We start from the raw sequence: 20,486 nt of genomic DNA, 5'->3' as shown, positions 1-20,486 counted from the left end.
AGGTGGGGGGATGGGGTGATGGGGTGATGGGGAGGTGGGGGAGAGTTAAAACCTCAAGCGTCAGCCTTTGAACCTCAAGTGTCAGCCTTTGAACCTCAAGTGTGAGCCTTTGAGCCTCAAGTGTGAGCCTTTTTGAGCCTCAAGCGTCAGCCTTTGAGCCTCAAGCGTCAGCCTTTGAACCTCAAGCGTCAGCCTTTGAACCTCAAGCGTCAGCCTTTGAACCTCAAGCGTCAGCCTTTGAGCCTCAAGTGTGAGCCTTTGAGCCTGAAACTTGAATTTCAAAACTCAAAACATCCTGCTCAGAACCCAAAGCTTCCCACACACCTCCCCCTCTTCCCCCTCCTCCCACACCTCCCACACTCCCCACACTCCCCATCCCCCCACCTCCCCACCTCCCCATCCCCTCATCTCTCAATAGGGATTGTAATCAATCCTTCCCCGCTTCACATTTCTGAGATAGTATCCTGATGTTGGTCGATTTCGCAGATTGAAAGTATCGCCACTGCGAATTTTCCAAATTTTGTAGTTAGAAAAAGTCAAAGGAATGCGGGGTTCGCAAACTTCGGGAGGATGATCACCCAGTACGAAGTATACAGCACCTCTACCAATCACCCTCGCCAAACCATTTTTATCAATCACCAAGGAAGTACTTTCGCTAACGGCGATGCCTAAAACACTACTAGCAACACCTTCTTTAATTTGACGGGCGATGAAAGCCATAATTCTTCCCATTCTTTCCCGCCGATCAAAGTGCGTGTCAACGATTGTACCTTGCAAATAGTGCCATTTGAAAAAATTGTAAGTAAAAGTAATATCGCGGTAGGGATCTGCAAGTGCGTCTCTGGTTTCAATGCCTTTTTCCGAAGAATCACAAGCATCATAAACATATTCGCTTTGGATCATAGCACCCGCACTGGTACCACCAATGCCACCGCCTCTAGCGTAGACCGTCTTCACAGCAGTTTCTAGCTTAGTACCTTTCCAGTTGCGGATATATTTACACTGATCACCACCAGCAAAGAAAATTACTCCTGCATTTCTCACCTTTTCCACAATCTCTGCTTTATTGGCTTCTTGTCTGTTGCTAACGACAAACGTCTGCACAGACTCTACACCCTTCATGGCGCTAATCACCCGATTATATTCATAGTCACCAGCCGCGCGAATGACGACAACATCTATTTTAGTAGAGCAGTTAGTACATCCCCTGACTTGGTTAATCATCCACTGAATAGCTTCCTCGACATCAGGGCCACCGCCACCTAAGCTGAGAACAGGGCCAGTGAAGGAGGATGGAAGATGAACAGTTTTTTCTGCCAAACGGGGTGTTGATTCTACTATTAGATAGGATGCGAGGTAGTCTCTGATTTTAGACAACCTGTTTGTTACAGTCTTCCAACACTTTGCAATCTTTGGGAATGCCTTTGTCATACTCATCTTCTGGCGCAAACTGCAAATATTGCTAACTTTCTCACCAGAAGGAGTATAGTTCCCAGCGTACAGAGTGTGTTGTGTTTTTTAACGCAAAAATAACGCAGAGTGAACATTTTTCTGTGTCATTAATTATTGGTCAAGGTTGTTGGCGGTGCAAAAATCCTTGACTTTTGACCTTAATAGATGTACTTTTGCGTCAGGCTAAAAATTAAAACCACAAGACTTGCTTCCTCTCTTTCGCAACTCGCTCATAAACAGCTACGGTTTGTTGCGCTAATTTTGTCCAACAGAAGCGACACTGTAAATCTTCATAAGCATTATCTACTAACCATTGGCGATAACCGGGGTTTTTCAACACTTCTAAAATTCCCCAAGCGATAGAGTCGGGATTATTTACCCAAGTGACAACGCCTGTTTTGGTGTGTTGGACAACTTCCGGAAACCCACCCGTATTAGAAACCACCACGGGAACGCGAGAAGCAAAGCTTTCTAAAGCCACAATCCCAAAAGGTTCATACAAACTAGGAAACACCGCGCAATCAGCCACAGTTTGGAATTTATCTAAATATTCATCCGAGAGAAAACCTGTAAAATAACACTTGTGCCAAATACCCAAATCCCAGGCTTGACGCTTGAGATTGTCAGTATTCCCACCACCAACAATCACAAATTTCACATGACCGCCCATTTCCCAAAGCACCTTGGGCGCAGCATTCAGCAATAAAGTCACACCCTTTTCATAAGTCATCCGCCCCACATAATAGACAATTTTTTCATTGTCTTCTGCAAAACGGCGGCGAAAATCCTGCGCGTGAAAATCTTCGTGGTGTTGTTTCTTTTCCGGGCGAATTCCGTTATAAATCACATCAATTTTATCCCCAGGACTGTGTAACGCCCGTCCCACCTCCCCGCGCATATATTCACTACAGACAATCACTCGCCAAGAATTGTAAACCAACCATTCCTCTTTACGATGAATATAACCTTGAGTATCAGTATGAATACCGTTATAACGCCCGTATTCAGTAGCGTGAATTGTGGCAATCAGTGGTATCTTAAAATTATGCTTGAGAGCGATCGCCGCATCTCCCACCAACCAATCATGGGCATGGATTAAATCAAACGGCCCTTCCTCCATAATCAACTTTCCACCGTGATGACCCATGCTGCTATTCAAATTTACCACCCAGTGGAAAAAGTCCTGACCAGCAGCTACCGGTACTCGATGTATGTGGACTCCCTCCACCACCTCATACATCGAAGCTTGACCAAACTCAGTTGTAATCAAATGGACTTCATGTCCCAGCTTCACCACCTCTGGGTACAACTCCGCCACATGACGAGCAATTCCACCAACTATCCTCGGCGGGAATTCCCAACTCAGTACCAGTATCTTCATGGACTCAACTCTCCGATGCTTTATCAAAAGCTACAAAACTACATCTATCTAAAAATACAGGGATGCTGTTCACAGTAAATATGTTTACTAAAATTGTCAGCTTTTCGCCAAAGCTCGACTAGGGACTAAAGATTAGGGATGAAAAACTCTCAATCAACGAAAAATCAGCGTTAACTTGTAACCCAAAATCATAACTGGTAAACCAAGCCAAGGGAAGAATGTTTTCTCCCATCACCTCCCTCAGCAAAAAGGGTAAAGAGATCATCTCCTCCTTACCCTCCCCTACCAATTTAAAAACTCGTCCCACGCAAAAAAACTCCGCGCTACTTTGCGTTGAAAAAAATCAACTTTGATCCAGCTTTAATACGGCCATAAACGCCTCCTGGGGAACATCCACCGTCCCCACAGACTTCATCCGCTTTTTACCCTTAGCTTGTTTCTGCAAAAGTTTCTTCTTGCGGCTGATATCACCGCCATAACACTTGGCTAACACATCTTTCCGCAAAGCCGGAATATGTTCACTGGCGATGACTTTGCTACCGATAGAAGCTTGAATGGGTACCTTAAACTGGTGACGGGGAATCAACTCTTTCAACTTCTCAGCCATTGACCGCCCAACATTGTAAGCTTTATCACGGTGGACAATCATCGCCAAAGAATCGACCGGATCACCGTTAATCATAATATCCAGCTTCACCAGAGGATTTTCCCGATAACCGATCAGGTGATATTCCATACTTGCATAACCACGCGATCGCGATTTCATCTGGTCAAAAAAGTCAGTCACCACCTCAGCCAAAGGTAACTCATAAGTCAGTGTAGTGCGTCCTTGGGTGAGATATTTCATATCCTTGAATACACCGCGTCGGTTTTGTGACAATTCCATCAACGTTCCGACGTAAATTTCCGGTGTAATCATTTCTACTTGGACGTAAGGCTCCTCAATTCTTTCTCGGTCATTGGGTGCAGGTAAATGGCTAGGATTATCGATATACAATTCCTCGCCCTTGATAGTGATGACCTTATACACCACAGAAGGCGCAGTAATAATCAAATCTAGATTATACTCCCGCTCCAACCGTTCCTGGACAATTTCCATGTGTAGCAGACCCAAGAACCCGCAACGGAAACCAAACCCCATCGCGCTAGAAGTTTCCGGTTCATAATGTAGCGCCGCATCATTGAGTTCCAGTTTTTGCAACGCTTCCCGCAAATCTTCAAATTGATCAGCGTCGATGGGGAACATCCCGCAAAACACCATCGGGTTAGCTTCGGTGTAACCAGGTAGCGGTTCTGGAGCTTTCGCATTGGCGAGAGTGATTGTGTCCCCAACCCGCGCATCAGCCACAGCTTTAATTGCTGCGCCCAAATAGCCTACTTCTCCGGCGTGAAGTTCTTCCACCTGCTTCTGAGTGGGAGAAAGTACCCCTAACTCATCAATTTCATATTCTTTCTCAGACGCCATCAAATAAATGCGATCGCCTTTTTTCACCGTACCATCCATCACGCGAAAATAGACAATCACTCCCCGGTAACTATCATAATAGCTGTCAAAAATCAATGCCCGCAAACGCTCATTTACCGTATTCGGCGCTGGGGGAACTCGTTCTACAATTGCTTCTAAAATCTGATCAATCCCAATCCCCTCTTTCGCCGACGCGAGAATCGCTCCACTACAATCTAAACCGATAATTTCTTCAATTTCCCCAACTACTCGGTCTGGTTCTGCACCTGGCAAATCAATTTTATTTAACACTGGGATAATTTCTAAATTATGCTCCAGCGCCAAATACACATTCGCCAAAGTCTGCGCTTCTACGCCTTGGGACGCATCTACAACCAACAGCGCCCCCTCACAAGCAGCCAGAGAACGCGACACTTCATAAGAGAAATCCACATGTCCCGGCGTATCAATTAAATTCAGCACATATTGCTGACCATCTTTGGCTGTGTAATTCATCCGGGCAGCCTGCAGCTTAATTGTAATGCCGCGCTCCCGTTCCAAATCCATATTGTCGAGAAACTGTTCCTTCATCTGTCGGTCATCAACCGTACCAGTCGCTTGTAGTAAGCGATCAGCTAGGGTTGATTTCCCGTGGTCGATGTGGGCAATAATACAGAAATTGCGAATGCGAACTGCGGGAACGTCAGTCATATACTATCTTTGCTGAAGCAGCAACCAAGGTTAATAAAGCTATTTACTTCATGTATTTTAATGCTTTCTTAGCTCAGGACGCTGCATAGTGTTTTGATTGGGTATGGGGCGTTGAAAGATCAGGGAGTTTGGGTAGTGTGGAAAGAAAAAGAATTTATCCTTCCCCACTTCTCTAGCCCTATTCCTTTAAGAATCAATAAAAGTCTATATTTTGGTTGCTGGTATTGATCAACCAACAGCGTACAATAAGTGTATATAAGTACATCGTCGGGTTTTTACAGGCGGTGGCTATTTTTCATCGTCCGCTTTGCACCTGTTGGCTGACAAAACTTCTAGAGAGTGTTGTCTAGTAAGTTCTATAATAATTATCACTTGCTACCGGAAACTATTAATTTGGTGGGATTTCGGGGAAACATGTAACTATAAATTTTACATTTGTCAGTGAAATAACCCGAAATGAGAAGAAAACTGCTTTACAAAGTTGTTGACAAAAAAATTCTGAGCATAAAAACCTATGAATATGAAAGAAAAATCTACCGATGCGGAAAATAGACACGCTGACAAGGTAGAAATTGCAGTTCACCTGGATTCTGAGTTAGTGGAGCAAATTCAGCACCTAACCAATGATCCTAGTAAAGTGATCGAAGTAGCAATTCGTCAATGGTTACGGGGTGAAGTTCCCAGAGATGATGAACTGACACGCTCTCCCAAGCGCACGCCCGTTCCCGCTAGAGGCGAATGGAATGATTGATTTTATAAATAAATGATAAATGCAAAATAAAAAACATGTAAAATCTTTCAATCTGCCTTCCAGAGAGGGTAAATCACCAATTGAGCTTGTCAAAGCTGTAATAATTTATGCCAAACTTTAAGCAGCTTTAACAACTCGGTTGTCGGCGGCTAGTTTATTATTCAACTCGATTAATGATTATTACTGCCAATTCTCAATTGCCTAACTTATTCTCTCAAAATATGGAATCTGTTACCAATCAGACTGGTATACCCATACATAGTCTGGGGGCAGAGTTGGTGTATACGCAAGATGGAACAGGGCGCTATCTGAGCTTTTATTGGCAGCAAAGTGAACTGCTGGGATTAAACCCCCAGCAGCTAAATGACGAAGTGAGTGAGTATGAAAGCTTTGTACCCGCAGACAAAAGCTCTTATTTAGAAAAGCTCCACGAGGTATTAACAAATTTGGTACCGGAAAAATTGCAGTGCTGGTTTAGTCATCACCAGCAGTTATTTGAGTTGGAATTGATTATTAGCCCCGTGATGCCGAAATTGGGTAAAGTTGCTACTACAGTGTTCGTGATGGGTCGCTTATTGCAGACTAAAATTAATCAGCAAGCAGATGATGTAATATTAAAAACACCAACACAGTTAGAATTAGCGCTGCGATCGCACAAACACCAAAAAATTGTCAACAGAATCACCAGGAATATCCGCCGCAACTTGGACATAGATATCATCTGGCAACAAACAGTTGATAGTCTAGGGAAAGCACTCCGACTAGAGCGGTGTGTGATGTTCCCATATCAGCCATCCAACACAAAATTACAGGTGATAGCAGAGTATCATCAATCAGACCTGCGCTCAATGCGGGGTGTAGAAATCGATGTCACCGCTGAACCTGCTTTTATTCAAGTTTTGACCACCTTGGAACCAATTGTTATGGAAGTGCCAAGGTATAATTTATGTCCCAATAAAAAAATCTTACTAGTAGCAACATCCCACCAAGACCAAGCAAATGGATTAATTGCTTTGAGTCTGCGGGATGAGTGCTATCCTTTGACAGAAGCGGAAATCGAACTAGCAAAGGAAGTAGCAGATCAATTAGGCACAGCGATCGCTCATGCTACCTTATACCAAGAATTAGAAATAGCTCGTCAAAAAGCCGAAGAAGCTTCCCGTCTCAAAAGCGAGTTTCTGGCTAATGTCTCCCACGAAATTCGTACACCCCTCAACGGGATGATCGGTTTCCTAAAGCTGATTTTAGACGGAATGGCAGATGATCCAGAAGAACAAAAAGAATTTCTCTGTGAAGCCCATCATCTATCATTACACCTACTGGAAGTCGTCAGCGACATTTTGGATATTGCCAAAATTGAAGCTGGGAAAATGGAGCTTGACTGCACACCAGTAAAACTAGATGAATTATTTAATGATGTCGATAACTTCATGCGTCCCCAAGCGCAAATGCGGAACCTCAGCTTTGGGATGCAAATACCCGCAACTTCTGATGAAATAATTGTTCAAGGCAACTATCAAAGATTACTACAAGTAATGATCAACTTGGTGAATAATGCCATTAAATTCACCCAAGAAGGCGGTGTTACCGTCAGCGCTGATTTGGTCAGGAAAAAAACCAAATTCCAAGAGCAGCAATTCCCAGGAATGGTACGAGTGCGCGTCGCTGATACGGGAATTGGCGTCTCTTTAGATAAGCAGGATAAACTATTTCAATTATTCTCTCAAGTTGACGGTTCTCGCACTCGTCAGTTTGGTGGTACTGGTTTAGGATTAGCAATATCTCAAAAATTAGTGGAAGCTATGGGTGGTGAGGTGCATTTTTACAGTCTTGGTGAAGGACTCGGTTCCACTGTGACATTCACAGTCCCACTTTATCAACAACCAGTTATCCTTTCTTATACTGAGAGCGAGTTGAAAGAAGGATAACGTATTAAGAATTATAAATTGTGTCTCCAGAATCTCTACCCTCAGAACTAGTCCAGCCATCGCCGATGTCATCCCTGCGCACAGAGGCCATATCTCGTATTTGTCAGAGTTTGCGTCCCGGACAACAGCAAATGGCGGATTGGAAAGCTGGGCCGTTAGCTGTGTCTGCGGTTCCTGGTGCTGGTAAATCTACAGGGATGGCAGCAGCAGCAGCGATCGCTATTGCTCGCCAATATGAATGTTATACTCAATCTGGTTCCTCTTCTCGTCGTCAGTTGGTAGTGGTGACTTTTACCCGCTCCGCTGCTGCGAATATTAAAGCCAAAATCCGCAAATATTTACGCGAAGATTTATCTCTACCGCAGACCGGCTTTGTTGTCCATACCTTGCATGGTTTAGCACTCAATATCGCCAGTCGCTATCCTAATTTATCTGGTTTGCAGTTAGAAAATGTCACATTAATTACACCAAACCAAAGTCATCGCTTTATCAGAACCGCTGTAGAACAATGGATTAACAGCCATCCTCAACGGTATTTACGGTTACTGGAAGGTAGCCAATTCGACGGCGAAGAAACAGAAAGATTGCGTCGTCAATCGGTATTACGGACAGAAGTATTACCAGAATTAGCAACTACAGTGATTCATGAAGCCAAAAGTTCTGGTTTATCGCCAGAAAACTTGCAACAATGGAGTCACGAAACCACAGATGCATATGGAATTTTAAGCATCGCCGCAGGCTTATATGCACAATATCAAAACATCATGCGATCGCGCGAGTTCATCGACTACGACGACATGATCTTAGCCGCACTGCGCGTCCTCGAAAACACCAGCGCTCGTCACCTAGAACAAAACCAAGTTTTTGCAGTTTTTGAAGACGAAGCTCAAGATTCTAGCCCCTTACAGACCCAGTTGTTAGAAATTTTGGCGCGTGATGGAGATGAGGAAGCAAAGGAAAATTTATCATCCACTTCATCGCGAATCAATTTAATCAGAGTCGGTGATCCCAACCAAGCGATTAACTCTACTTTTACCCCAGCTGATCCGATTTATTTTCGACAATTTTGCTACGAATGCGATCGCCTCCAGCAACTAGCAACCATGGATCAAGCTGGTCGCAGTACGAGAATAATTATCACTGCGGCTAATTTTGCCCTGGAATGGATCAACAGCTTCTACGGCGTCAAAAATCAACAAACACCCTTCCGTCCCCAATACATCCGCCCAGTAGACACAGGCGATCCCCAGCAAGATGCTAACCCCGCACCGGTGGGAAGAGGATTAGAGTTATATACACCACGTGATATTTATCACACTGTAGAATTATTGTCACAAAGGGTGATTGAATTATTTGCTCAAGACCAAACAAAAATCAGTGCAGCAATTTTAGTCCGGGAGAATCGCCAAGGAAGATGGTTAGCAGAGGCGCTGACACCGATATGCAAAGAGCATGAAATTACACTTTATGATGTAGGAGAACGCGATCGCCGTTCTCATATTCCCCAGGAAATTTTAGGACTATTGCAATTTTGCGAGCGCCCTCATTCCCCCGATTATCTTAAAGTTGCCCTTGAGGTTTTAGTCAAGCGTCAGTTGATACCAACTCAAGACCTCAACGCCCTAGCTAGCTTACCAGAAGACTTTTTGTATCCTGGCCCCCTAGCTCCACCCCAATTAGAGGCGGTACAAAAAGCCTCACACTTATGTCGTAGTTTACTCCGCGCCCGGTTAGAATTACCGATTTATCACCTGATTTCCTTCCTCGCTTTGACACTAAACTATGACCAAGCAGAACTAGCAACCGCTGATAAACTCACAGAAAGAGTCAATCAGCAGATAGCTGGTGATAGTTCCATGGGAGCGATGCTATCAGCTTTGAGTGAAATCGTCAGTTCCGAAAGATTTGAAGCGGTGGAAACTGAAGATTTAGAAGCCCGCTACACCCGCAACGGTCAACTGACCATCATTACCATGCACAAAGCCAAAGGATTAGACTGGGACTATGTTTTTCTTCCCTTTCTCCATGAAAATTTGATTCCTGGTAGGTTTTGGGTACCGCCCCAAAGTCAATTCCTCGGCAATTTTACCTTATCTGAAGTAGCTCGCGCCCAAGTGCGAGCAGCACTACACAAAGAACCGCAAATACCAGACGTCACTCAAGCTTGGGAACAAGCAAAAAGTTTGAAAACTGCAGAAGAATATCGGTTGCTTTATGTAGCGATGACAAGAGCCAAACGATTGTTGTGGATGTCTGCGTCGCAAAAAGCCCCATTCACTTGGAGTAAACCGGAGAATTTACAAGAACAAGCACCTTGTCCTGTGTTTCCGGCGCTCAAAAGCGAGTTTCCTGAGTGCGTAGTTAAACCAACAAAAAGCGGGCGAGCTTAATTAATACATTCCTTAAACAATACCATATAAACAGGTATTCATCACAGAGCGATCGCTATCTTAATCCCCAAGTGCTTCTAGCCAAGAGAGCAAATCAGCCAGACTGGTAAAATCTAACAGTGCTTCACCAAGATTTTCTAATTGTTCCAAAGACAGAGTTTCAATGCGCTCATGCACATCTTCAGGTAATTTTCCCACACGGCGAGTTAGTTGACGAAGAATTAGCGATTTTTCTCCCTGTTCTCGTCCTCGCTGCTCTCCTTCCTGTATTCCCTCTTCCTTAATTTCTCGATAAACTCTTGTTTGTTGGAGTGTAATTCCTAACATTTCTTGTACCTCAGTTCTGCTTAATTGTTCAAATTTGTACACCATGATTGTGACTACTAGCTCTATTATGGCGCGACTTACAGTTTCTGGTTGTTCAATAGAAGAACGAGAGAGCAAATATCTCGCTTGTTGTGGTGCAATTTCTTCTTCTATGGTAGTTAACACCATCAATGCTACCCACACAGGTAAAGAGCGAATATCTCCCAATTCATCCAGATACACTCGATGTACTTGTTCGCTATTTAAAAATACACGATGGGGATGAAGATCGCTTTGTTCTAGATTACGGGATGGATAAATTATGACTATTTGCCAATCGCTAAATCTAGCTCGGTTGCGGTAAAAATATAACGATGATTCTGCAAATACTCGTTCGTAAAGCAGTTCGTCTTTCTGAAATTGAACTTCACAAAAATATACAACCCCCGGATTTTGGTTTTCTGGTGGTAAAAATACCCCATCGATTTCAAATTTTGGTTCTTTAACAGCTACCGAATCAAATTTATATTCACCAGCATTTGCTGGAGGATTTGTCAATAGTTCAAATAGTAAAGTTGGGGATTGTTGAAATAGTTTGTAAAATATCGAGTCTCGACGCATAAAGGATTTGATACTTAGCTGGATCTTTACTTATTACTTCGGCATAATGCCATCAGTTAACAGCAAAGGTCAATTTTTGTTAGGTCACTTTGACACAAAGGTGTGTGATCGAGTGTTACAACTCTCAATCAGCAACGCCTAAATCTTGATGGGTGAAAGACTTAGCATTTGCACCTGTGTAAGTGGCGACAATATGACCATCACCAGTCATTTGGTATTTATATGTTACCAAGCCTTCCAAGCCCACGGGGCCGCGGGGTGGCATTTGTTGAGTACTAATACCTACTTCTGCACCGAAGCCATAACGGAAACCATCAGCAAAGCGGGTAGAACAGTTGTGATAAACACCTGCTGCGTTGACCATTACTAAGAAGGTTTGTGCAGCTTTTAAATCTTCAGTAACGATTGCTTCGGTGTGGCGAGAACCATAATAATTAATATGGGCGATCGCTTCTGCTAAAGAATCGACAATTTTAATAGATAAAATTAGATCGCTATATTCTGTTTCCCAGTCTAATTCTGTAGCAGCGGTAATATTATCTAAAATTTCTAAAGTTGCTTTGTCGCCTCTCAATTCTACATGATTTGCTTGCAAAGCTTGAGCAACCTGCGGCAGAAATATCGGCGCAATTGATTTGTGAACTAACAAAGTTTCGATTGCATTACAAGCGGCGGGATATTGAATTTTTGCATCAACTGTAATTGCCACAGCCTTGCTCAAATCAATATTTTGATCTATATATAAATGACAAATTCCCTCAGCATGTCCTAACACCGGAATCCGCGTATTTTCCTGAACAAACCGCACAAAAGAATTAGAGCCTCTAGGAATAATTAAATCTACATATTTATCTAACTGTAAAAGTTCTAATATTTCTTCTCTAGTTGTTAATAATTGCACCACATCCGCGTTGACAGCGGTGGTAGATAAACCTTGTTTAATGGCTTTAACTATGGCTTCGCAAGAACGAACTGCTTCTTTACCACCTTTGAGAATGACAGCATTTCCAGACTTAATCGCCAAAGAGACAATTTGTATCGCCGCTTCTGGACGAGCTTCAAAAATAATCCCCAAAACCCCCAAAGGACAAGTAATCCGCTGAAGAATCAAACCTGTATCAATTTCGCGGTGAATTTGCACTTGACCCACAGGATCAGCCAACCTTTCTACATCCCTTACCCCAGCGATCGCATCTCTTAGTTTATGTTCATCCAACTGCAACCGTTTATAAAGCGGTTTGGCAATTCCATCAGCAGCCGCTGCTTCACAATCAGCAATATTTGCTTGACAAATTTCATCCTTTGCTGATTCTAAAGCTTGAGCGATCGCGGCAATAGCTTGGTTTTTTTCTTCAGTCGAAAGCAGCGCCAGCAAACTCGCAGCTTGGCGAGTTTTTTGGGCGAGATGCACCAGGGGGGAAATCGTCTGCACTACAGTCATGGTAAAAAAAGTCTTAATAAAATTTCGTGGGTTTAAGTCCCCGGATTCTAAAATCCGTAAGTTTTGTGGTGGGGTCTCTCTTACAAAGTTCACCGCGGGGAGTATCCCCCCGGCTGACTTTGCGCTAAATCCCCATTACAGAACGTAATTGCGAATTGCGTTAGCGAAGCGTTAGCGACGCAGGAGCGTCATTGCGAATTGCGAATTGCGAATTGCGAATTGCGAATTGGTTTAATCTTGTCCTCATCCTAGCAATTGTCGGTAGCCTGCGACTCACGAGCAATTTGGGCTTTTGCTTGCTGCCACAAACTTTCTAACTCTGCCAAGGTATAATCTGAAAGGGGACGATCTGCAAACGCTTCCATTTTTTTGATCCGCTGGACAAACCGCTCATTAGTACCTTGTAAACCAGCTTCGGGGTCGAGGTGATGCCAACGAGCTAATTGCACAACCGCAAATAATAAATCGCCCAACTCTGCTTGTTGATTCGCTGGCGTTTCCGTAGCCAAAGCCTGTTGAAACTCAGTTAACTCCTCATCAAATTTAGCCCACACTCCCGCAATATTTTCCCACTCAAACCCAACATCAGCAGCCTTTTGGGAAATCTTCATCGCCGCTGTTAATGGTGGGAGAGTACGTCCATAACGACTCAATTTAGTACTGAGTTTTTGATTTTCTGGCGACAATTCCCCCTTTTCCGCAGCTTTAATTTGTTCCCAATTTTGCCGCACTTCATCTACACTCGTCACCGACACATCACCAAACACATGAGGATGACGACGAATTAACTTTTGGGAAATTCCCTCAGCCACATCTCGCAAAGAAAACTCACCCGCTTCTCTAGCAATTTGTGCTTGTAATACCACCTGTAAAAGTAAATCACCTAACTCCTCGGCGATCGCTTTTTGATCCCCTTGCTTAATCGCATCCACCACCTCATAAGCTTCCTCAATCACGTACGGGGTTAAACTTGTTGGTGTTTGCGCCAAATCCCAAGGACAACCCCCATCAGGCGATCGCAACTTCTCAACCACCTCAATCAACTCTTGTAACGCGGCCAAAGTTTGATTTTGCGACTCCATAAAACCCCTGTGATCCTCTGTGTGGAAAAATTACCTTCCTGGTTTAGACCGACCAACCGCGCGTTTCTTCGGTTTGCGCCTCCTAATTTTCTCACGGGGCAGCAACCCCTGTATCCCCTGTTTTTGAAATCGCTTATACGCCGAACCACCCCAATCACTCAAAGAGTGACTCATAGCACCCAACTCCAACCCCAAGAATAAAGCCAGAAATTCCCCGGAGTAAATAGAAAGCGATCGCTTCACACCCACACCTAAATCTTGCCAAGTAAACGCCACACCTCCCAACTTCCCAACCACCAACAACACCAAAATAGCCACAAATCCCAGCAAACCTCCCAGATAAATCACTCGCAACGTAGTCCCGATGATCGGCCCGTGAGATAAAAAAGAACGATGTCGCAGACTTTTTTGATATGGTAACCAAATCCAGCGCAAAAACCCCCAGCGTTGGAACTGCACCGAATATATATCCAAATCAGGGCCAAACATCAGCCCACCAAATAAAAAACCCCCAGCCACCAATAGAGTCAGATTGCTACTTTTAGTTTGCCAAAGCGCAATACCCGTCACCAACGGCAGAGCATATAAAGTAATGCGATCGTGCGTCTGACCAGAGGGCATTGATCAAGTTCTCAAAAATATTTTCCCAAAAATACTAGCGCAATCCTAGAACATTGTGCTAGACTTCCTAAAGTCAAGACCAAGAGGGCGGTTAGCTCAGTTGGTAGAGCGCCTGCCTTACAAGCAGGATGTCATCAGTTCGAGTCTGGTACTGCCCATAGTTTATTTAATGAAAGTAGAGACGTTGTTATGCAGCGTCTCTATTTTGTTTTAGGTGACGTTGATGAAACAAAAGTCTTAGCTCAAAAAATTGTTATCATACACTCATCTTGCTATTGGCAAAATCTCAAGTTTCCCTGGAGAATAACCCAGAACCAATCCTACTCCCCAAAAACTCCTAGGAAAAAACAACACATGTAACAAGCATAGCCAGAGCGGAATGAAATTATAATTACTAGTTGGATTTTAGGAGGTTAAAAAATTAGATGACAACGCCTCAACCAACAGTTTTTAAAAACTCTTGTCTTTACGACCAAGACTTTTATTTGTGGATACAGACAACCGCTAAACAATTAAAAGAAGGCAGATTTTCTGAAGTTGATTTAGAAAATCTCATAGAAGAGATTGAATGCATGGGGAGAAGCGAAAAACACGCACTTGTGAGTAATTTAGTTGTTTTATTAATGCATTTACTAAAATATAAATACCAACCAGAAAATCGCTCTAATAGTTGGAAAGCGACAATCAGAGAACATCGTCGCCGATTGACAATAAGTTTTAAAGATAGTCCTAGTTTAAAACCATATTTCCTAGAAGTCCTGACACAATCTTATCAAGATGCAAGAAAACAAGCCAGTGATGAAACTGGTTTATCTCTCGACACTTTTCCGCTAGAATCTCCCTTCACTGCGGATGAGTGTTTAGACGAAGATTTTCTACCGAATTAGTTAACTAGCCAGTATGGTGTGTTACAGCAGTGTCAAGATTTAAGATTTTGTAGGTTGGGTGAAGTGTAACGCAACCCAACACCCGGATCCATGTTGGGTTGCGCTCTGCTTCACCCAACCTACTTCTAATGAACTCATTTCGGTAAATTCAGCAAACAAAACCCTCAATTGCTGACTCATTTCGGTAAATTCAGCAAGCAAAACCCTCAATTGCTTAATCATTTCGGTAAATTCAGCAAGCAAAACCCTCAATTGCTGACTCATTTCGGTAAATTCAGCAAACAATACCCTCAATTGCTTAATCATTTCGGTAGATTCAGCAAGCAAAACCCTTAATTACTTACCCATTTCGGTAAAACCATAGTTAATACCTTCCCACCCAAAGCTAGAGGCGAGCAGTCGAGTAGCTAAATTAAGATTAGGTAAAAATTGAGGCATGACACACTGATGGATTTTAAATATAAGTGGAAGCATGGCCACCCACCCGCAAAAGATCAAGCAGCACACAGCGAATACTTGCTCGATCATAGCCAGTTTAACAACGAACAAGACCGAGATATTGCCGAAGAACAAGCACGTAGACATTTAAACATACCCCTGAGAGTTCCCGATGATGACCGATCTGTACTACCTACTTTTACTCCTGAGAGAAATAGTATCGATGATGAATAAAAGGGGATAGGGGATAGTTAAGAGTTCTGTGTTCTCTGTTGGGATAAATCGTAGAGTTTAATACTTACCCTGGCAGTGTCAATGTTTAATCGATAAAATTGACACTTCCCTGTATTAATACTGAGAATTTTTTCTCAAAATTTAGATTTCTATCTAATTTTATAAACTTAAATAACATTTAAGCTTTTCTTTAGATTTCTAAATTAAGATTTTCTTTAGATTCTTCCCGCCGCTGTTATGCATTAATGCCACAAGGAGCAGTTGTCATGAAATTATGCCCTGTGAACTCCAAAATATTACGCCAGCTTTGGTCTGTAGTGGAGCAAACCCAGACCAGTACTCTGCTAGGACTCGATGACGCAGATTTGGTGCAGCAGTTGTTACAACAAATCGATAGTACGCTGAGTAACGAGGAAGTTTATACCCTCAGCAGTTATATATTTTCTAGAACTAATCTGATTAGAGATTTAGCGATCGCCAGAGGAGTATAGAAATTACATCAGGTGTTTTTGCATTGCGGCGTCTTAGCAGTTGACTTTTTTTGGTACGATGGGAATTCTGACTCGCTAAATCACCCATTGACGTATGAGCAAAGGCACCCTATTCGACAAAGTTTGGGACTTACATACCGTTGGTACACTTCCTTCAGGGCTAACGCAACTATTTATCGGACTACATCTTATCCATGAAGTTACCAGTCCCCAAGCCTTTGCAATGCTACGGGAGAGGGGTCTAAAAGTTTTGTTTCCAGAACGCACCGTAGCCACAGTAGATCATATTGTGCCCACAGACAATCAAGCGCGTCCTTTTGTCGATATTTTGGCAGAGGAAATGATTGAGGCACTAGAGCAGAATTGTCAAGCAAACGGTATCACATTTCATAACATTGGTTCTGGCAATCAGGGAATAGTCCATGTCATCGCCCCAGAATTAGGACTAACTCAACCAGGATTAACCATAGCTTGCGGAGATAGCCACACATCAAGTCATGGTGCATTTGGAGCGATCGCTTTTGGAATAGGTACCAGCCAAGTCCGCGACGTACTCGCCTCCCAGACCCTCGCCCTAGCTAAACTCAAAGTCCGCAAAATCGAAGTCAACGGCTTCCTGAAAAAAGGCGTTTACGCCAAAGATGTTATCCTCCACATCATCCGTACCCTCGGCGTCAAAGGTGGTGTTGGCTACGCTTATGAATTTGCGGGTACAACCTTCGAGCAAATGAACATGGAAGAAAGGATGACAGTCTGCAACATGGCCATAGAAGGTGGAGCACGTTGCGGTTACGTCAATCCCGACCAAATTACTTACAACTACCTTAAAGATCGAGACTTCGCCCCCAAAAATGTAGATTGGGACAAAGCCTTAACTTGGTGGGAATCCATCAAAAGTGATGCTGATGCCGAATATGACGATATAGTCGTCTTCGACGCCGCAGAAATTCCGCCCACAGTTACCTGGGGAATCACCCCCGGTCAAGGTGTCGGCGTTAACCAATTTGTCCCCAAACCAGAAGAACTACCAGAAGAAGACCGCTTCGTCGCTGAAGAAGCTTATAAATACATGGATGTGCTTCCTGGTCAAGCGATCAAAGGCACAAAAATTGATGTCTGCTTTATTGGTAGTTGCACCAACGGACGCATCACCGACCTCAGAGAAGCGGCGAAAATCGCTCAAGGTCGCCAAGTCGCCGCTGGAGTTAAAGCCTTCGTCGTCCCTGGTTCCGAAAGAGTCAAAAAAGCAGCAGAAGCCGAAGGATTAGACAAAATTTTCCAAGCCGCAGGCTTTGAATGGCGCGAACCTGGATGCTCGATGTGTCTAGCCATGAACCCCGACAAACTCCAAGGAAGACAAATCAGTGCTTCCTCATCCAATCGTAACTTTAAAGGTAGACAAGGTTCCTCCTCTGGTCGCACCCTCTTGATGAGTCCAGCCATGGTAGCCACTGCGGCGATTAAAGGTGAAGTTGCAGACGTGCGCGAGTTGCTCTAAATTCAAGTGATTAGGTAAAGTTTATGGTCAGCGAAGTTAAAACAGTTTCCGGTCGTGGTATACCCTTAATTGGCGACGACATCGACACCGATCGCATTATTCCCGCCCGCTATTTAAAAGCAATCACCTTTGACGGTTTAGGAGCAGGTGTATTCATAGACGACCGCCAAGCCCTCAACGGTCAACACCCCTTCGACCAACCCCAATATCAAGGAGCGAAAATCCTAGTTGTTAATCGCAACTTCGGTTGCGGTTCATCACGGGAACATGCACCCCAAGCTCTAGCTAAATGGGGAATTCAAGCCCTCGTTGGCGAAAGCTTCGCCGAAATCTTCTTTGGTAACTGCACCGCCATGGGTATACCATGTGTCACCAGCGACGCAGCCAACATTGAAAAACTACAACAATTAATAGCCGCTCATCCCCAAGCGGAGGTAACAGTCAATCTAGAAATTTTACAAGTGCAGATTCAAGACTTTACTGCTGCGGTAGCGATTGGTGAAGGTACCAGAAGTACGTTTATTTCCGGGACTTGGGATGCTTGCGGTCAGCTAGTAGCTAACGCTGATAAAGTTCGCGTAACAGCGGGGAAACTACCTTATGTAGCTTGGGGAAATCCAAATTAGGAACTTTTGTTTTTGGTTCTTTAGACATCTGCTGAAAATGAAGGAAGGGCGAACGGTTGTTCGCCCCAGGTATCAAATATCGCCCGCACAGCTTTCCAAACGGTGAAAATGAAGCAAGGGCGAACAACCGTTCGCCCCTACTAATGGCGCGATGGTGAATGCGATCGCTGCAGTATCATTAGCAACTATCAGAAAAGTCAGACTCGGTAGGGATTTCTAGATTTCAATCCGTTGATAAATTTTAAACAATTAGTACTAACCATGAACAGCCAACCAATTTTAGAGAGAATAAAGTCAAATGAAAGGATTAAAAGGAAAAAATGCCTTAATTACAGGTGCAAGTTCGGGTATTGGACAAGCGATCGCTATTCGTCTCGCCCAAGAAGGTTGTAACATTGCTATTAATTACCGCAAAAATCCCGAAGCTGCGGAAGATACAGAAGAAATGGCTTTGCAAAAAGCCTGCGGCGATATCGACAATTGCGGTGTTAAATCTCTACTGATCCAAGGCGATGTCTCCCAAGAAGAAGACATCGTGGAAATGGTCAACACTGTAGTTGACAAATTGGGCAGTATTGATATTCTCATCAACAACGCCGGAATTCAAACTGAATCTTCATCTCACGAAGTCAAAACCGAAGACTTTGACCGAGTGATCGGCGTCAATCTGCGGGGTGCTTACCTATGCGCCCGTGAAACAATCAAAAAATTCCTCTCCCAAAATCGACCGGGAATCATCATTAATATTTCCAGCGTTCACGAAATTATTCCCCGACCAATGTATGTTAGCTATTCCATCAGTAAAGGTGGGATGGAAAACATGACCAAAACATTAGCCTTGGAATATGCAAACCGAGGTATTCGTGTAAATGCGATCGCACCAGGAGCAACTGTCACCCCCATCAACGAAGCTTGGACTAATGACCCGGAAAAACAAGCTGCTGTAGCCAGTCATATTCCTATGGGTCGCGTGGGAACTTCAGCAGAAATGGCTGCAGCAGTAGCATTTTTAGCATCTGAAGAAGCCGCATACATCACCGGACAAACCCTGTTCATTGACGGAGGACTGACACTCTACGCAGACTTCCGAGAAACTTGGTCTGCGTAGTAGGGGTTAGGGAAGAGGGAAGAGGGAGGTGTGGGAGGTGTGGGAAGAAGGCGAAGGAAGATTGTTGCGAAAGCATAAATTCTTTTTCTCCCCACCACCCCACCACCCCACCACCCCATCTCCCCATCTCCCCATCTCCCCATTTGTGAGCAAAATATCACCAATTTATTTGGTAAATACTGGTAATCTTGGTATGATTCTACCAACCTTAAATGCTCCAAAAAAATCCTTGGTTGCGGTTGTCCTATGAACAGAAGACGAATTTTATCTTGGATTGGTACAGCGATCGCTAGCTTATTAATCTTTACAACTTTACCAACTTTTGCCCCTTCTCCCGTAACAGCACAGTCAAGCACTACACTGCTGGTATCTGCAGCAGCCAGCTTAAAAGAGACGTTAGAAGAAATTAAGCCTCTTTATCAACAAACTCAACCCAGTATCAACGTTAATTATAACTTCGGGGCTTCTGGTGCTTTATTACAACAAATTGAGCAGGGCGCGCCTGTAGATGTTTTTATTTCTGCTGCTAAAAGACAAGTTGATATCTTAGAAACAAAAAGACTGTTGTTACCAGGAACTCGTGCAAACATTGCCAGGAATCGTTTAGTTTTAGTAGTACCTAACAATGTTGTGGGTGTTGGCAGCTTTTACAATTTGAAAGATGCCAATATAAAAAAAATCGCTATTGGTGAACCGAGGAGTGTTCCCGCAGGACAATATGCCGAGCAAGTTCTAAAGAAATTAAAGATTTTGCCAGATGTCAAGTCCAAATTGGTTTATGCTAACAATGTCCGCCAAGTACTTGCAGCAGTAGAAAGTGGTAATGCTGATGCGGGTTTAGTTTACGCCACTGATGCCAAAATTTCTGATAAAGTGAAAATCGTGGTAGCGGCTGATGAAAAATATCACTCGGCGATTGTTTATCCCGCAGCAGTACTTAAAAGCAGCAAAAACGCTAATGCAGCTAAAGAATTTGTCCAGTTTTTATCTAGCAATCAAGCTAAAGCTGTATTGAAAAAATACGGCTTTCTCCTACCCTCATAGGGAAGAAAGAATGAGGAAGAGAACAGCTTTGT

The 20,486-nt window shown here is 43.6% G+C and carries 20 protein-coding genes and 1 tRNA gene; 12 read left to right on the top strand and 9 right to left on the bottom strand.

The window, feature by feature from the left end; genetic code table 11:
* The first annotated feature begins 132 nt into the window (after positions 1–132).
* Positions 133–468 carry a hypothetical protein gene (locus tag MIC7126_RS30560; RefSeq protein WP_154655912.1) on the top strand — a complete coding sequence of 112 codons (336 nt, stop codon included), beginning with the start codon at positions 133–135 and terminating at the stop codon, positions 466–468.
* On the opposite strand, the gene MIC7126_RS0117350 is transcribed toward MIC7126_RS30560, so the two are convergent.
* The 4 genes from MIC7126_RS0117350 to lepA all read right to left on the bottom strand — a co-directional run bounded on the left by MIC7126_RS0117350 (position 412) and on the right by lepA (position 4,988).
* Positions 412–1,431, bottom strand: a complete 1,020-nt coding sequence (locus tag MIC7126_RS0117350) for a cyanophycinase (protein WP_017654431.1) — start codon at positions 1,429–1,431, stop codon at positions 412–414. The genes MIC7126_RS30560 and MIC7126_RS0117350 overlap by 57 nt on opposite strands.
* A 211-nt stretch (positions 1,432–1,642) precedes the next feature.
* The gene (locus MIC7126_RS0117345) at positions 1,643–2,833 is read right to left on the bottom strand and encodes a glycosyltransferase family 4 protein (protein WP_017654430.1); all 1,191 of its coding nucleotides are present in this window, start codon (positions 2,831–2,833) and stop codon (positions 1,643–1,645) included.
* 118 nt (positions 2,834–2,951) lie between these two features.
* A complete protein-coding gene (locus tag MIC7126_RS0117340; protein WP_161606848.1) occupies positions 2,952–3,098 on the bottom strand; it encodes a hypothetical protein in 147 nt (48 codons plus the stop codon).
* A 78-nt stretch (positions 3,099–3,176) separates the two neighbouring features.
* Positions 3,177–4,988 (bottom strand): translation elongation factor 4, encoded by a 1,812-nt coding sequence (gene lepA, locus MIC7126_RS0117335; protein WP_017654428.1) that lies wholly within the window; start codon positions 4,986–4,988, stop codon positions 3,177–3,179.
* A gap of 514 nt (positions 4,989–5,502) precedes the next feature.
* Here lepA and MIC7126_RS0117330 point away from each other — a divergent pair.
* From MIC7126_RS0117330 to MIC7126_RS0117320, 3 genes are all read left to right on the top strand, one after another.
* A complete protein-coding gene (locus tag MIC7126_RS0117330; RefSeq protein ID WP_026100341.1) occupies positions 5,503–5,739 on the top strand; it encodes a hypothetical protein in 237 nt (78 codons plus the stop codon).
* A 173-nt stretch (positions 5,740–5,912) separates the two neighbouring features.
* A complete protein-coding gene (locus MIC7126_RS0117325) occupies positions 5,913–7,667 on the top strand; it encodes a sensor histidine kinase (protein WP_017654426.1) in 1,755 nt (584 codons plus the stop codon).
* A gap of 65 nt (positions 7,668–7,732) precedes the next feature.
* The gene (locus tag MIC7126_RS0117320; RefSeq protein ID WP_017654425.1) at positions 7,733–10,057 is read left to right on the top strand and encodes an ATP-dependent helicase; all 2,325 of its coding nucleotides are present in this window, start codon (positions 7,733–7,735) and stop codon (positions 10,055–10,057) included.
* Positions 10,058–10,117: 60 nt separating this feature from the next.
* Here MIC7126_RS0117320 and MIC7126_RS0117315 read toward each other — a convergent pair whose 3' ends face one another.
* From MIC7126_RS0117315 to MIC7126_RS0117300, 4 genes are all read right to left on the bottom strand, one after another.
* Positions 10,118–10,984, bottom strand: a complete 867-nt coding sequence (locus tag MIC7126_RS0117315; protein WP_017654424.1) for an Rpn family recombination-promoting nuclease/putative transposase — start codon at positions 10,982–10,984, stop codon at positions 10,118–10,120.
* Positions 10,985–11,108: 124 nt separating this feature from the next.
* Complete coding sequence (locus MIC7126_RS0117310; RefSeq protein ID WP_026100339.1) at positions 11,109–12,425, bottom strand: glutamate-5-semialdehyde dehydrogenase; 1,317 nt, start codon at positions 12,423–12,425, stop codon at positions 11,109–11,111.
* A gap of 248 nt (positions 12,426–12,673) precedes the next feature.
* A complete protein-coding gene (mazG, locus tag MIC7126_RS0117305) occupies positions 12,674–13,507 on the bottom strand; it encodes a nucleoside triphosphate pyrophosphohydrolase (RefSeq protein ID WP_017654422.1) in 834 nt (277 codons plus the stop codon).
* A 30-nt stretch (positions 13,508–13,537) separates the two neighbouring features.
* The gene (locus MIC7126_RS0117300; RefSeq protein ID WP_017654421.1) at positions 13,538–14,128 is read right to left on the bottom strand and encodes a metal-binding protein; all 591 of its coding nucleotides are present in this window, start codon (positions 14,126–14,128) and stop codon (positions 13,538–13,540) included.
* Positions 14,129–14,213: 85 nt separating this feature from the next.
* Between MIC7126_RS0117300 and MIC7126_RS0117295 the strand changes: the two genes are divergently transcribed.
* Together MIC7126_RS0117295 and MIC7126_RS0117290 are read left to right on the top strand one after the other, a co-directional pair.
* Positions 14,214–14,286 (top strand) — tRNA-Val (locus MIC7126_RS0117295).
* Positions 14,287–14,553: 267 nt separating this feature from the next.
* Positions 14,554–15,015: a DUF29 domain-containing protein gene (locus MIC7126_RS0117290; RefSeq protein WP_017654420.1), complete on the top strand. Its 462-nt coding sequence runs from the start codon at positions 14,554–14,556 to the stop codon at positions 15,013–15,015.
* Positions 15,016–15,054: 39 nt separating this feature from the next.
* Here the strand turns inward: MIC7126_RS0117290 and MIC7126_RS0117285 are convergent, their stop codons facing one another.
* On the bottom strand, positions 15,055–15,342 hold the full coding sequence (locus MIC7126_RS0117285; RefSeq protein WP_238553649.1) for a hypothetical protein: 288 nt from the start codon (positions 15,340–15,342) through the stop codon (positions 15,055–15,057).
* A 611-nt stretch (positions 15,343–15,953) separates the two neighbouring features.
* Between MIC7126_RS0117285 and MIC7126_RS0117275 the strand changes: the two genes are divergently transcribed.
* The 6 genes from MIC7126_RS0117275 (at position 15,954) to modA (ending at position 20,454) form a co-directional block, all read left to right on the top strand.
* On the top strand, positions 15,954–16,178 hold the full coding sequence (locus MIC7126_RS0117275; protein ID WP_026100338.1) for a hypothetical protein: 225 nt from the start codon (positions 15,954–15,956) through the stop codon (positions 16,176–16,178).
* 94 nt (positions 16,179–16,272) lie between these two features.
* On the top strand, positions 16,273–17,676 hold the full coding sequence (gene leuC / locus MIC7126_RS0117270) for a 3-isopropylmalate dehydratase large subunit (protein WP_017654416.1): 1,404 nt from the start codon (positions 16,273–16,275) through the stop codon (positions 17,674–17,676).
* A 23-nt stretch (positions 17,677–17,699) separates the two neighbouring features.
* Positions 17,700–18,302: a 3-isopropylmalate dehydratase small subunit gene (gene leuD, locus MIC7126_RS0117265; RefSeq protein ID WP_017654415.1), complete on the top strand. Its 603-nt coding sequence runs from the start codon at positions 17,700–17,702 to the stop codon at positions 18,300–18,302.
* A gap of 298 nt (positions 18,303–18,600) precedes the next feature.
* Entirely contained in the window at positions 18,601–19,410 is an 810-nt protein-coding gene (locus MIC7126_RS0117260) for a glucose 1-dehydrogenase (protein WP_017654414.1), read from the top strand.
* A 28-nt stretch (positions 19,411–19,438) separates the two neighbouring features.
* A complete protein-coding gene (locus tag MIC7126_RS31325; protein ID WP_081603041.1) occupies positions 19,439–19,660 on the top strand; it encodes a hypothetical protein in 222 nt (73 codons plus the stop codon).
* Entirely contained in the window at positions 19,657–20,454 is a 798-nt protein-coding gene (gene modA / locus MIC7126_RS0117250; RefSeq protein ID WP_017654412.1) for a molybdate ABC transporter substrate-binding protein, read from the top strand. The genes MIC7126_RS31325 and modA overlap by 4 nt, the downstream gene beginning before the upstream one ends.
* The last annotated feature ends 32 nt before the right edge of the window (positions 20,455–20,486 follow it).

Source organism: Fortiea contorta PCC 7126 (genome assembly GCF_000332295.1).
Classification (GTDB): Bacteria; Cyanobacteriota; Cyanobacteriia; order Cyanobacteriales; family Nostocaceae; genus Fortiea; species Fortiea contorta.
This window is presented reverse-complemented; position numbering and strand designations above follow the sequence as displayed.